Source organism: Pedobacter sp. CG_S7 (assembly GCF_040544395.1).
Lineage (GTDB): Bacteria > Bacteroidota > Bacteroidia > Sphingobacteriales > Sphingobacteriaceae > Pedobacter.
In genome coordinates, this window is record NZ_JBEONS010000006.1 from 117,858 (window position 1) to 132,008 (window position 14,151).

Genomic DNA, 14,151 nt, shown 5'->3' on the forward strand with positions numbered 1-14,151 from the left:
AAAACTAAGTTATTATTAGCTAATTAAACAATTCTAATAAATCCTTTCTTGTAAGTTGTTTCAATGTATTCTGTTCCGTTTTAATCAGGTCATTTACAAGATCCTTTTTAGTTTCCTGCAAGTGCATGATTTTCTCTTCTATGGTATCGGGACAAATAAGCCGTACAGCGATGACGTTTTTCTTCTGTCCTATACGATAACTTCTGTCAATTGCCTGGTTTTCCACTGCAGGGTTCCACCAGGGATCCACCAAATAAACATAATCAGCCTCTGTCAAATTCAATCCCATGCCACCAGCCTTTAAACTAATTAAAAATACCCTTAACTTTTCATTATTTTGAAAGGCTGCAACTTTTACATTACGATTTTTAGATTGCCCGGTGAGGTATTCAAATGCTATATTCCTATCAGTTAGCTCCTTCCTTATCAAATCAAGCATAGAAACAAACTGCGAAAAAACCAATATTTTATGTTGGCTGCATTTACCCTCAATCTCCTCCATTAACAAGGTTATTTTCGAAGAAGAATTACCATAAAACCGATCTTCTTTTAGCAGGGCTGGTGAATTACAGATTTGCCTCAATTTAGTTAATCCTTTCAAAACGTGCATGCTGTGCTTAGAAAGGTCCTCCTCTTTATGGTTAAGCAAGAAATTCCGATACTCATTTTTATAAGAATCATAAAATTTCCGTTGTTCCTCTTCCATCTCACAATAAATAACCATTTCTGTTTTATCTGGAAGTTCAGTTGCAACCTGCTTTTTAGTGCGCCTTAAAATAAATGGCCGCACCATTTTTTGTAGCTCCATAGCTCTTTTAATATCTTTAAACTTATCGATGGGGGTTGAAAAGTGGTCTTTAAAATACTGCCGGGAACCTAAAAGCCCTGGATTAGCCAATGAAAGCTGCCCATAAAGATCGAAAGTACTGTTTTCAACTGGCGTGCCCGTGATGACAATTTTGTTCCTCGACTTTAATAAAGCCGCAGCCTGGTAACGCAGCGAAGTGGGATTTTTGACCGTTTGTGATTCATCCAGAAAGACACTATTAAAAATAAATTGCTTTAAGAACTTGATATCATAAAGCATAGTCCCGTAAGAAGTAATGATCACATCATAGGCTTCAAAACCAATAACATCCTTACGCCTTTCAACACCATAAACGGTATGAACTTTTAACGAAGGGGCAAATTTGGCAATTTCTGCCTGCCAGTTAAAAATCAATGTGGTGGGCACCACAATTAAGTTGGTTTGCGCTTTGCCTTTTTCTTTTTTTAGCAGTAGAAAAGCAATGACCTGGATAGTTTTCCCCAGTCCCATGTCATCTGCCAGACAGCCACCAAACCCAAAATCATCTAAAAAACTCAACCAGCTAAGACCTTGCTGTTGGTACTCCCGTAAAATTCCATTTAAATTTTTCGGCACCTCCACCTCAGTAATTTCCTGAAATCCAGACAATTTAGAAGTAAACATGGCAAGTTCCAGCTTCACTTCTTTAGACAAGTACTCCTCTTCATACATTTCCGAAATACTAGAAAAGTTAACCTTCGGCATACGGATGCTTTCTTCTCCAACATCACCAGAATTGAAATATTTAGTAAATTTTTCTATCCATTCATCCGGTAAAATACCCAGGGTACCGTCGCCTAGCTGTACAAACTTACTTTTGTTCCTAATTGATTTATGCAGGTATTTTAATGAAATCTTTTCCTTTCCAAACTTCAAATCTATGGAAGTCTCAAACCAATCCAGACCACTCAACACCTTAATGTCAATCTTAGCTTTATTTGCACTCAGTTTATTATTTTTCAGTTCATTAAACCCAAGAATAATAATACCTTCTTTTTTCCAATCCTCAAAAGCATCCAGAAACCAGCCATTATCTAAAAATCTAGATTTGTGCAAATAAAAATGATTTTGATCCAGCTGTTCTTCAAAATGAGGATGCTGCCGAATTAGGACTGAGGCAATCTTCAATTCCAGCGCTTCATCACGGGAAACCATAAATGGCCTACCCCTGCTATCTATAGCATATATTGTTTTTTTAGAAAGTACAGGCACTTCCACGTTCCCATATTTAACCACCGGTGTAATTAAGATAAAGTCACCTTCATCCGACAAGTATATCAGCTTTTCATTTGGCAAATCGAAACTGTTTTCCAGAAGTTGTTTCGGAGTAGCGGTTTTTAAATAAGCATAAGAAACATGGATATTGTTTTCTAATTTAGCAAGAATCGTTCGTTGAAACTCCTCAAACTTACTTTGATGAATCAGCATTTTATTATTGTGCTTTTTAAAGAAATCTATCATCCTTAAAAAATCTGGATTATCGATTAAATAAAAAGTTTTGTTATAATCTAGGAAGTAATGAAATTTAACCAGTAATTTTTCCAGGTCATAAGATTTGTCGTCAAGGTAAAGCTGCCCGGAAATTTCATAAAAAGATTGCCGCTGATTGACTAGGATCCTGATATCCAACTGTAAGGATTTCAAATGTAGCGGCAACAATGAAGCTGTATTTACCGATTTTGCACCCTCCTTCTGATCATAAAAGTTCAATCCTAACGGATTTTTGATCAACGCTCTAAATGCATTGATATCAGATTCAGAACGTTCTGAATCATAATTATTTTGAAATTTGGCTACTGCGGTGTAAAATTTTAATTCATCAGCGTCTTCGGCCTTCCATATCAAATCCAGAGGATTAACATTAACCAGTGGGTTCTTCATTTTACCATGCAAAGTACTTTCACCTTCATATAATTCAATGTAAAATTGATTATAATACTTATGCTTTCTAAAAACTACAATCCGCTTTAATCCTTCTTCCGTCTTTTTTAATACGGGAGAATTGTGTTTAGGCAATAAGTTTTCGGTGATATAGCGCTTGGTTTCAGAATTCACCTTAAAAAGTTCTTTTGCTTTAGGGCTAATTGTAATTGTCCTGTTATTATATTCCACCTGAAAAAAATCATCCAGGTATTGTTCCTTTTCCAGACCAAAATCTCTGGCCACCAGCTTCATTCTTTCCTGCCTTAGCTGTGCATCAAAAAATATCCGCAGCTCTTCTCTGCGCATGATGTTGAAAAGTACCTGAGCCTGATGATTACATAATTTCTGCCCTTGTTCAGCACAATCGCAACCCATTCTTAGGGTTTTATTTTCTAAAGAAACAGTTACATAAGCAGTTTTGGCGGTTCCTGGGCGACAAATAAACATACAATAGCCCAATTCTGGATCAATGGCACGAACATCATAAAAATCAACTAAGCCTGTATCAACAGCATGTTCAGCATGCTTTGAAATAAATACATGATTTAGCTGCCCGGCAGTAAACTCTTCAATCAGAACTTCTCTATCAGTCATCAATCAAAGATAGAGATACTTTGTTTTCACACAATGATGGGGCTGTACAAAAGTGACACTTATCAGTTATCATTCTGATAACCATCATTTATACAATCAAAGATAAACCCCATTTTGCAATTGAAAAATTAATTATCATGGATATATCAGAAAAAACAATTATTGGGGAATTAGTTGCGGAAGATTACCGCACAGCAGCAGTATTTCAATCTAATGGCATTGACTTTTGTTGTCAAGGCAACCGAACTATTAAAAATGCTTGCGACAAAAAAGAGGTGATGCCAGAAAGCTTAATAAATGAGTTAAATGCTATCGTTAAAGAGCAAGTAAAGAATACGACAGATTTTCAATCATGGCCTATTGATTTGTTGGCAGACTATATAGAGAAAAAGCATCATCGTTATGTTACTGAAAAGATAACAGCAATAAAACCCTATTTGGAGAAAATATGCAAGGTTCATGGCATTCATCACCCTGAACTATTTGCAATTAAAGAAGAGTTTTTTGCAAGTGCTGATGAATTAACCTCGCATATGAAAAAAGAAGAGCAGGTGTTATTCCCTTATGTAAGGACTTTAGTGAATTCAAAAAAAGAAAATCAGCCACTTATCAATACCCATTTTGGAACCATTAAAAACCCTATAGCAATGATGATGCAGGAGCATGATATTGAAGGAGAACGATTTAGAAAAATTGCTGGACTAAGCAACAATTATACACCTCCTGCTGATGCTTGCAATACTTATAAGGTTTCATTTGCTATGTTAAAAGAATATGAAGATGATCTGCATACTCACATTCACCTAGAAAACAACATTTTATTTCCAAAAGCAATTGAACTTGAAAAAGAATTAAATGTATAAATTATTATTACCTACAAATCCTTCTTTTTAAATTTCTTCAAGGAAATGAACATTGGTATAATAATCCAGAAGCTCAAACCTATAAATGAAATAACAACACCGGTGCTGGTTCCGAAAAACTCACGGAATACAGCACCGGTATATCCCATAAGGGCCGAGATATCCATTAGTAACAATATCTGAGTACGGGAAAGATCTATAGGATTAAGAAAGCTTAAAAAGACCATTATTCTTTCCAGTGGATAATCTTGAAACTGAAATAGAATAAATAAAACCAGTGCGTCAAAAATTAGTGAGAAATATAACCAAAGCAGAATAGATAACCCTATACCTTTTGCTTTATCACGGGTAAGACCAGCAGCCAACATAGCAATACTTACAAAAACTAGCGTCAGGAAAAGTCCAGTCGCAATCATCATCATACCAGTTTTATCGGCATGATAAAGCAATATCGGCACGCCTGCCCCTATAAAAAATGCGACTGCAAGGGATGTTGCTAAACCTGAAAAGATACTAAGCCAGATGGCTTTTCTTTTGATAGGCTGGCTCACCAGGAGCTCAATAAACTCTGAGCTATTATAAATGTAAATGGTAGAAAAAATAATACAGATTAATGGAACGATGATCAAAATGATGTTCAGCAAACTCAACAAACCTTTTGCAGAATTATTTTCCAGATTAAAGACACTTAAGGATATCACCAGTAGCAGAACCGTATAAATCAAGACGATTTTATTCTGAACAATATCAAAAATTACATATTTTAAAATTTTATTCATAACTGTTCTACTTTCATTATTTTTGTAATTGCCTTCGCCAACTTCTGCTCGCCTGTTTCTTCTTTTAGTAGAGATAGCTTTTTATGAAACACCAAACTCCCCTCTTGCATATAAGCTACTTCAGTAATTAAATCATCTAGTTCACTCAACACATGAGAGGTAATGAGTATTAACTTTCCGTTTTGTTTTTCTTTGATAATCTTTTGTTTTAATATTTCTGAAGACAATGGATCTAATCCGGCTGTAGGCTCATCAAGAATTAAAACATCCGGATTAAACAAGAAAGCAAGGCTTGCACTCACTTTTTGAGTCGTACCCCCAGATAATGTTCTCATTTTTTTTTGAAGCATATTGTTTAAACCAAAACTATTAATCAGGTCTTCATCATGGTGTTGATTGTGGCTCCCCTTTCTAATATCCCTCATCATGTCTATGACATTTGCAATTGTCATATTTTCAGGGTAACGACCTATCTGCGGCATATATCCAATGTGTTCACGATACATCCATTTACCAGCAATGCTTGCTCCGTTAATATGAATTGTACCGCTATCAGGCACCACCATTCCGAGGATGGACTTAATCAAAGTTGTTTTTCCACTTCCGTTTGGCCCAAGTAAAGCAACACATTCCCCTTTAGAAAAAGTGAGTGAAACGCTATTAAGTGCTTTTAAATTTCCAAATCTTTTAATTATATCTTTTGCAATAATCATAATGGCATTTGCCTCATTAAAGGTGATTTATCATTTAAATTTTCAGGCGTGATTCCAGGTAATACTTTTTCAGTTTTATCTAATAAAGTAACAATCAAACTTCTAAAAAGCATGAGTGCAGCTGGATTACTTTCAATAATCATAGAGTACAAGCTTACTGGATGGTAAGGAACGTCTCCAATTTTATCACGGTTCAGGTCATAACCTTCGTATTTATCCCAATAATTTCCATTGAAAGTATTCAGGACTAGCGAGCCATTTGTACCAATATCAAATGTGTTACCCATAAAATTATTTTTAGCGAAGTCATTATTATCACAACTGGCCTGGATTTTTACTGCCCATCCATTATTAGAAAAAATATTTTTATATAAATTTATACGACTACAACCTTCCATATGCAGTGCCACCGTGTTTTTGGTGAAATGATTTCCTGAAATGTCACTATCGGTTATATCTTTTAATAAAATCCCATAGGCAGCATCCCCCCAGTTATTTAGGAAGTAATTATTATACATTCTTATATGATTGGTATACATTACAGCCACGCCGGATTCATTTTCTTCAAAAACATTGCCTATATAAGTATCATGATGGGAGAACATAAAGTGTATGCCATACCTGATATTTTTAGTGCTAATATTCCTCCAGACTAAAGAATTGGTCACAAATTCAAAGTAAATACCATCACGGTGACCCTTGATTTTATTACCGACAATTATCAAACTATCGCTTTTCCAGCAGTTGATTCCGTTACCACTTTGCACTTCGTTCTTTCCATAAGAAGTAATCGAATTGTTTTTTATGGTACAGCTTATACTGTTTTGTACATAAATCCCAAAATTAGTGTCATCCAAAACATTATTGATTGCAGTAACTTTATAACTATCGTAAATCATTATTGCGCCAATATCTCTTATTTCAGATCTTCCGCTATGCTGTAATTTAAAACCATCAATTGTTGCATTTCTCGCCCTAATAGAGATTATTTCGTATTTATTCTCCCCATCCAGTACAGGGAAATCAATTCCTTTCAACACAATTGATTTCTCAATAATTATATTTCTCTCTTTATAAATTCCGGCATAAACCAACACGCTATCACCATTTTGAGCAAGATCAATGGCACTTTGTATTGTTTTAAAAGGTTTTGATATGCCCACATGAAAAGTTCTTCCCTCAACAGTTATGAAAGAAAATAAAAAGAAAACAATAAAAGAAGCCTTTATAATTTTATCCATTAATTTGCTTTTTGTAACGCTTCCCAGGTAATTTCTTCACCTTTAAATGTATTAGAAGCCTCTTTAACTTTATTTTGATCGCTAAAGGCTGCAACATTTCCCCCCATTGGCGAATGGAGCTCATTACTTTTAAAAAGAATGGCCCTGGGTGCTTCAATCAAATCATGCGGCTCCTCAAAGTCTGCAAAATAAGTTTCTTGAATATCACTGTTATTAATGATGTTTGCACTGATAAAACCAACCAAGCAATGCGTATCATCAAACTTATAAACCTTTCCTTTTTTAGTCAAAATTTCTCCACCAAAGCGATTATCCGCAATACTCATTTTGCAAAAGCTACAAGCGTCTTTACCAATGATAATCTTTTTTGGACCGTTTGAACAGGATACCAAACAACCCATAAGAAATATAACAATTGCGGTGATCAGGTTATTTAATTTATTCATGCCTTGGTTTTTTTTTAAATTCAGTAATTACAGCAGTTAACAATAATAAACCTACACCAATAAAGATCCATCCTCCCGTATCCGGTAAAGAATAAGCCCCGAAATTCAACAGTTTTTTATATCCAATTAAAGGTGGCTGATAAGACATTCCCGGAACTATTATAGCTGCATCGGGATTTAGATTATGTCCGTATTCATATTCCCATCTCCAAAAATCTACCATAGCAATTAATCCAAATAAAACAAACATGATAAACACTGTGTTAAGCCATTTTCTTTTTTTTAAGATAAGTGCAACCATTAAGCAACATACCGCAAAAAATACGATGATGTAAGGAAGAATAGTAAATTCCATAAAATCCTCTGTATGAAGTGTTTTCATACCAATGTAATGATTTAGCCCGTTAATAACATCAACATTTCCGGCCAGCTTATTAGGATACATTTTCATTACTAGCCCTTCAGGATATTGTGGGGCGCTTAGCTCTATTTGCCATAGCGGAACAAATAAAACGATGATTAGCAACAGGCAGCAAACAAATGTAATGCTCCTTGTAGATTTGCTTAGTTCTTGAGATGAATTACTTTTTTTCATTTTAATTGATTTGAAAAATAATGATTAAAATGAACGCCCTTTAGACTGCCCGTTCATCATATCACAATTATTTTTTCAATAAGGAATCAGGTGCTTCAGAATTTTTACCGAGACTAAATGATATAGGCACGTTTGATCCTTTTGCAGATACCCTAACATAACCCTGCATTTCCTGGTGTAATGCACTGCAAAAATCGGTACAGTAAATCGGATAAATGCCGACTTTTGCAGGAACCCATTTTAACGTAGAAGTTTCTCCTGGCATAACCAGTAATTCTGCATTTTTAGCCCCTTTTACAGCGAAGCCATGAGGTACATCCCAATCCTGTTCTAGGTTAGTTACATGGAAGTAAACTTCATCTCCCAATTTTACGCCTTCAATATTATCTGGAGAAAAGTGAGATCGCATAGCAGTAAGGTATACATGCACTTTATTTCCTTCACGAACCACTTTGGAATTTTTCTCACCCATGGTTACATAAGGATGCTTATTATCTTCAAGTTTAAAGATCTTAACGGAATTTTTGACCAGCTTCTCAGCAGGAATTGCCTGCGCATAATGCGGTTCACCAATACTTGGGTAATCCAATAATAATTTCATTTTATCCCCACTAATATCAAACAACTGAGCCGCCTGTGAAAGTTCCGGGCCTGTAGGCAAATACCTATCTTTAGTAATCTTGTTATAAGCAATCAGGTATTTTCCATAAGGTTTTCTTGTGTCACCACCAGGAATGCTCAAGTGACCTGGAGAGTAATAAGTTGGATGTCTATCCAATATTTTTAAATCTTTAATGTTCCATTTAACAATTTCAGATGAAATAAAGAATGTAGTATAGGCATTTCCTTTCTCGTCAAATTCAGTATGAAGAGGGCCTAAACCAGGTTTTTTAACCTCACCATAAAGTGCAGATTCATATTTTAACACAGGAATCCCACCATATTTACCATCGAAAGTTTTGTTAGCTATTGCTTTTTGAATCTTTGCGAATGAAAATACAGGAATCAATGCAGCAAGTTTACCACTTCCCACGATATATTCACCAGAAGGATCCACATCCACACCATGTGGTGATTTAGGACAAGGAATCATATAAACAATATCAGGAAAATCTTTTACATCAATAACAGTAACTTCAGTTTCCATTTTTGAAGTAGCGGTATGTGTAGATTCATTATACTTATTATGTGCATAACTTACCTTTTGTTTTTTGCCTTTTCCTTGTTTTACATATTCTTCTGCTTTTTTCCAATTTACGGCAAGAATATAATCTTTATCACGTTTAGAAGCATTTACTTCCAAAAGCGTATGCGCTTGTTCAGAATTATAAGTGCTAAAAAAAAACCAACCAGAACTAGGACCTTTACCACTATGACTTAAATCGAAATTCATACCTGGAAGTAAAAGCTGGAAAGCGATCTTCATCTCACCATCCTTTGGTGCTACGCTCACAAAACTAATCGTACCTTTAAAGTTTTGCTTATAAGTATTTATGGGAACATCACCGTTATCATTATCCATTGGAACACTAAAACGTGTGCCTGCAACTACATATTCCGTATTTTCCGTAATAAATGGAGAAGAATGGTTACCCGCGCTATTCGGTATTTCAATAATCTCTGAGGTACGGAAGGTATTTAAGTTAATACGTGCAATCCTCGGTGTATTATTTGCATTAGCGAATAACCAGCGACCATCAGTTTCCCCGTTAGTTTGTGATAAATCAAGGTGATGCTGGTCGTCCCAAGGTATTTCACCATGAGAAGTGTTTAGCATAGGTTTTGTTTCTTCACTATAACCCCAGGCTTTTTCGGGATCAACAGAAAACACTGGTATCACACGAAGCAAACGCCCCGAAGGAATCCCATAAACGCTAACCTGACCACTAAAGCCGCCCGAAACAAAATTATAAAGTTCATCGTACTTACCTGGAGCAACGTAAACTTTTAAAGCCGCATCACCAGCGATGGCATCCCCTGTGTTTTTTGGTTTACAACCAGAGATGTTCAACAGCACAACGGCTGCTGAAATTGATAAAAAGGTATATAATAATTTTTTCATATTTGTTTACTTTAACGTTTGTTTATTTTACCCCATCATTTTTCCGCATATACTCCAATAGAGCGCGGGCATCGTCATCACTTAAATTTTGATTGGGCATACGAACCATACATATTTCCAACATGGCCTGAACTTTAGGATCTTTGTCAATCATGGCATCTGGATTCGTGATGAAGTTCATGATCCATTCTGGTTTATTACGCTCAGTAACTCCTTTCCATCCTGGTCCAACTAACTTCTCGTCGGTCATTTTATGGCACGAAGCGCATTTTAAATCAGAGATTTCTTCACCTTTACTGGCCATTACACCATCTAACTTAGCAGCTAACTTTACATCAGTAAATTTTCCTTCGCCACGATTGGGGTCATAAGAAGGATTGCTACCAGTTGTACTAGCTGACTCGGTAGAGGAAGGATCTGTAGCATTACTGCTTTTGTCTTGATTAGAACCACCGCAAGCAGCAAGAACTAAAGCAAAAGAACAAATTAAAGTTAAACTTTTCATAGGAGACAGATTTGATTTTTTTATTCATCAATGTTACATATATAAATCACAAACAAATATGATTTTAATCATATAAAACACTGATAAAGCTTACATTAATATAATAATAGTGTATCAATAAATATATTTTAGGAGTTAAAATATAAAGAGCTATATATTTGTTCTAATTATCAAATCATTATTGTTATGGGTAAGAACCTATTTAATTCTACACGTTGGATACAAATCGCACTAATCAACTTTTCTGTTGTAGCACTAGCCGGTATTACCTTACGCTATAAAATCAATTTCCCCTTACCTTTCTTTAACCAAAAGAATGTGCTTCACGCACATTCCCATTTCGCATTTACTGGTTGGGTTACGCTGGTATTAATAGCCCTTCTTGTAAACTACCTTCAACAACAAAAGATCAAAACAAACTATAATAAATACCACTGGTTATTGCTAGCCAACTGCATTGTTGCATACGGCATGCTTATTTCATTTACGGTAGAAGGTTATGCATTTTACTCCATCCTCTTTTCTACCCTTTCTATATTTATTTCTTATTTTTTTATATTTTACTATTGGCAAGATCTTTCGAAGGTTAAGGACAATTCTTACGCACCTACTTGGTTTAAAGCTGCGTTAATACTTTGGGCCTTTTCATCCTTAGGTGCATTTTCGCTCGCCTTTTTGATGGCCAATCATATTAATGTGCAAGAATTATATTTTGGGTCTATCTACTTTTTTCTACACTTTCAATACAACGGCTGGTTTTTATTTGTATGTTTCGGCTTATTCTTTTCCTTTTTAGCTCAAAAAAAAATAGCTCTTTTGGACTCCATTAATAAAAAAATATTTTTAATGATGGCCATTACCGTCGTTCCTACCTATTTCCTTTCCATCCTTTGGCTTAAACTACCGTTTTCATTATACGTAATTGCAGGCTTCTCCGGAATTTTGCAAATGTTTGTACTGTTCTATTTTATAAAATTGTTAATACTGCTCAAAGGAAATATAATTCAAAACTTTACATCGAAATATTTATTGATCCTTGCATCGACGGCATTTATCATAAAAATCATCTTGCAGCTGCTTTCCGCTATTCCATATTTAAGTAATTATGCTTTTAGCTACAGACCTATCGTTATTGGCTACTTGCATTTATCATTTCTTGGAATTATCTCATTTTTCATACTAGCTTATATTAACGAGGTTTTAATAGCTCAGGGCAGGCGGCTTTCTAAAACAGGGGTGCTGATCTTTACTTCGGGAGTTATTTTGCAAGAAATTGTTTTAATGATTCAAGGTCTTGAAGCAATGGAATTTAAACCATTACCCTATGCCAACCTGATCCTTTTCTTTTTAGCGATTGTAATAGGAATAGGTATCAGTTATATCGCTTTAACTATGGATAAGTTGAGTACTCGATTATAGTTAATTTGTTTAAACGAAGTTAAAAGCCATAAAATCATTACGAAACAAGCTTCAATTTTGAAACATAGAAATTCATAATTTCGTTTACCTTTGTTCCCTAAGCTTATAGTGGATTTGTCTAAATCCTTATGTTACTTTTATCCGACACCTTATTGGAGCAACCAAACGTCGGTAAAATATGATAAAAGACAATAGAATCACAAAGCTAATTTTTAATTCATAAGTAATGTCCGGCATCTATATCCACATTCCATTTTGTAAAAAAGCATGTACCTATTGCGACTTTCACTTCAGCACTTCCCTAAAATATGCCGAAGAGATGACAGATGCAATTTGCAAGGAAATCATTTTAAAAAAGAGCCGCATTACAGATCAAGTAGGCAGTATCTATTTTGGTGGAGGCACACCTTCTGTATTACAGAGTCCTTATTTAGCTAAAATATTCAATACCCTGACGGAACACTTTTCTATAGCTTCGGATGCTGAAATCACCATGGAGGCCAACCCTGATGACCTGAATGCCAGAAAAATTGCTGAGTTAAGAAAAATGCCCGTAAACCGTTTCAGTATTGGCACACAATCCTTTTTCGACGAAGACTTACTTTGGATGAACCGTGCGCACAACGCTAATGATGCCGAAGGCTCCATCAAACGTTGTCAGGATGCTGGATTTGAGAACCTTAGCATTGACCTCATTTATGGTTACCCCCTGCTTACCAATTTGAAATGGCAGGAAAACATCAATAAAGCAATCAGCCTGCAAATTCCTCATATTTCAGGCTATTCGCTAACCGTAGAACCCAAAACTGCACTTGCCAACCTGATTAAAAAAGGAAAACAACTCCCTTTAAACGACGACCAAAGTGCGGAGCAATTTCAAATCCTGATTGAAAAAATGGGCCTTGCAGGCTTTGAACATTATGAAATTTCCAATTACAGTTTACCCGGAAAATACGCAGTACACAACACCAATTATTGGCGTGGAGTTCCTTACCTAGGTATAGGCCCTTCAGCACATGGTTTTGATGGAACAAACAGGCAATTAAACATTGCCAATAACGCGCAATATTTAGAAAAGCTATATAATGGAAAACTTACAGAAACGGTAGAAGAACTTACACAGCTCGACCGCTTAAATGAGTATATCATGACCTCATTGCGCACCATGTGGGGTATGGATTTAGAAAAGATAAAACATACCTTTGGCAAAACATTTCATGAAGAAATGCTTTTCAACCTGAAACCATTTTTAGAACGCAAGTGGCTACAGCAGCAAAACCAAAAGGTCATTTTAACGGCCGAGGGGAAATTATTTGCAGATCATATAGCCTCAGAATTATTTTTATTAGATAATCATGAAAGATAAAGTTGTTTGGATTACCGGCGCATCGTCTGGCATAGGCGAAGCCTTAGTATATCGTTATCACCAAGAAGGCGCTAAGCTCATTATTTCTTCCCGCAACAGAGATGAATTATTCCGGGTAAAAGCGAACTGTAAAAATGCAATTAACATCCATGTTTTATCATTAGACCTCGAACAAACTGAAACACTTCCTCAAAAAGCCCAGGAAGCACTACGCATCTTCGGCAAAATAGATTTACTGATCAATAGCGGCGGCATTAGTCAGCGCAGCCTTGCCTTAGCAACTGCTACCGAAACAGAAGAGAAAATTATGCGTGTTAATTTCTGGGAAACGGTGACCTTAAGTAAAGCGGTAATACCGGGAATGATAGAAAAAGGCGGTGGTCAAATTGTATGCATTAGCAGCTTAACAGGCAAATTTGGCACTCGGTTTCGCTCTGCCTATGCAGCATCAAAACATGCCTTACATGGCTATTTCGATTCCTTAAGAGCTGAAATTGCCGATCAGAAAATCGACATCACCCTGGTATGCCCTGGTTTCATCAAAACGAACGTCAGCCTCCATGCACTTAAAGGCAACGGCGAGGCACAGAATGTTATGGACGATTCCATTAATAATGGGATGCCTGTAGCAGACTGTGCAGCAAAAATTTATAAAGCCGTTAGCACAAAAAAACAAGAAGTATATATTGGAGGAAAAGAAGTGAAAGGTGTCCTTTTCAAAAGGCTGTTCCCTTTGCGCTTCTCCAAATATATGAAAACAGCAAAGGTTACCTGATCAAAAAAACACCTGTCACCAGT

Annotated in this window: 12 protein-coding genes; 4 read left to right on the forward strand and 8 right to left on the reverse strand. The window is 35.8% G+C overall.

Annotated elements, in window-relative coordinates; all coding sequences use genetic code 11:
- Positions 1–19 precede the first annotated feature (19 nt).
- A complete protein-coding gene (locus AAKU52_RS05775; protein ID WP_354331191.1) occupies positions 20–3,364 on the reverse strand; it encodes a DEAD/DEAH box helicase in 3,345 nt (1,114 codons plus the stop codon).
- A gap of 137 nt (positions 3,365–3,501) precedes the next feature.
- Between AAKU52_RS05775 and ric the strand changes: the two genes are divergently transcribed.
- Positions 3,502–4,227, forward strand: a complete 726-nt coding sequence (gene ric / locus AAKU52_RS05780) for an iron-sulfur cluster repair di-iron protein (RefSeq protein ID WP_354331193.1) — start codon at positions 3,502–3,504, stop codon at positions 4,225–4,227.
- Positions 4,228–4,238: 11 nt separating this feature from the next.
- Here ric and AAKU52_RS05785 read toward each other — a convergent pair whose 3' ends face one another.
- The 7 genes from AAKU52_RS05785 to AAKU52_RS05815 form a co-directional block, all read right to left on the reverse strand.
- Positions 4,239–5,006 carry an ABC transporter permease subunit gene (locus tag AAKU52_RS05785; RefSeq protein WP_354331195.1) on the reverse strand — a complete coding sequence of 256 codons (768 nt, stop codon included), beginning with the start codon at positions 5,004–5,006 and terminating at the stop codon, positions 4,239–4,241.
- Complete coding sequence (locus AAKU52_RS05790; protein WP_354331197.1) at positions 5,003–5,719, reverse strand: ABC transporter ATP-binding protein; 717 nt, start codon at positions 5,717–5,719, stop codon at positions 5,003–5,005. The genes AAKU52_RS05785 and AAKU52_RS05790 overlap by 4 nt, the downstream gene beginning before the upstream one ends.
- Complete coding sequence (nosD, locus tag AAKU52_RS05795; RefSeq protein ID WP_354331199.1) at positions 5,716–6,960, reverse strand: nitrous oxide reductase family maturation protein NosD; 1,245 nt, start codon at positions 6,958–6,960, stop codon at positions 5,716–5,718. Before nosD ends, AAKU52_RS05790 begins: the two co-directional genes overlap by 4 nt.
- Positions 6,960–7,406 (reverse strand): nitrous oxide reductase accessory protein NosL, encoded by a 447-nt coding sequence (locus tag AAKU52_RS05800; protein WP_354331201.1) that lies wholly within the window; start codon positions 7,404–7,406, stop codon positions 6,960–6,962. Before AAKU52_RS05800 ends, nosD begins: the two co-directional genes overlap by 1 nt.
- Complete coding sequence (locus tag AAKU52_RS05805; RefSeq protein WP_354331203.1) at positions 7,399–8,001, reverse strand: hypothetical protein; 603 nt, start codon at positions 7,999–8,001, stop codon at positions 7,399–7,401. The genes AAKU52_RS05800 and AAKU52_RS05805 overlap by 8 nt, the downstream gene beginning before the upstream one ends.
- Positions 8,002–8,068: 67 nt before the next feature.
- The gene (gene nosZ, locus AAKU52_RS05810; protein WP_354331205.1) at positions 8,069–10,063 is read right to left on the reverse strand and encodes a Sec-dependent nitrous-oxide reductase; all 1,995 of its coding nucleotides are present in this window, start codon (positions 10,061–10,063) and stop codon (positions 8,069–8,071) included.
- Between the two features lie 22 nt (positions 10,064–10,085).
- Complete coding sequence (locus AAKU52_RS05815; RefSeq protein ID WP_354331207.1) at positions 10,086–10,568, reverse strand: c-type cytochrome; 483 nt, start codon at positions 10,566–10,568, stop codon at positions 10,086–10,088.
- A 186-nt stretch (positions 10,569–10,754) separates the two neighbouring features.
- On the opposite strand from AAKU52_RS05815, the gene AAKU52_RS05820 reads away from it, so the two are divergent.
- From AAKU52_RS05820 to AAKU52_RS05830, 3 genes are all read left to right on the forward strand, one after another.
- Complete coding sequence (locus tag AAKU52_RS05820; RefSeq protein WP_354331209.1) at positions 10,755–11,987, forward strand: hypothetical protein; 1,233 nt, start codon at positions 10,755–10,757, stop codon at positions 11,985–11,987.
- A 226-nt stretch (positions 11,988–12,213) separates the two neighbouring features.
- Entirely contained in the window at positions 12,214–13,353 is a 1,140-nt protein-coding gene (gene hemW, locus AAKU52_RS05825; RefSeq protein WP_354331212.1) for a radical SAM family heme chaperone HemW, read from the forward strand.
- Entirely contained in the window at positions 13,343–14,128 is a 786-nt protein-coding gene (locus AAKU52_RS05830; protein WP_354331214.1) for an SDR family oxidoreductase, read from the forward strand. Before hemW ends, AAKU52_RS05830 begins: the two co-directional genes overlap by 11 nt.
- The last annotated feature ends 23 nt before the right edge of the window (positions 14,129–14,151 follow it).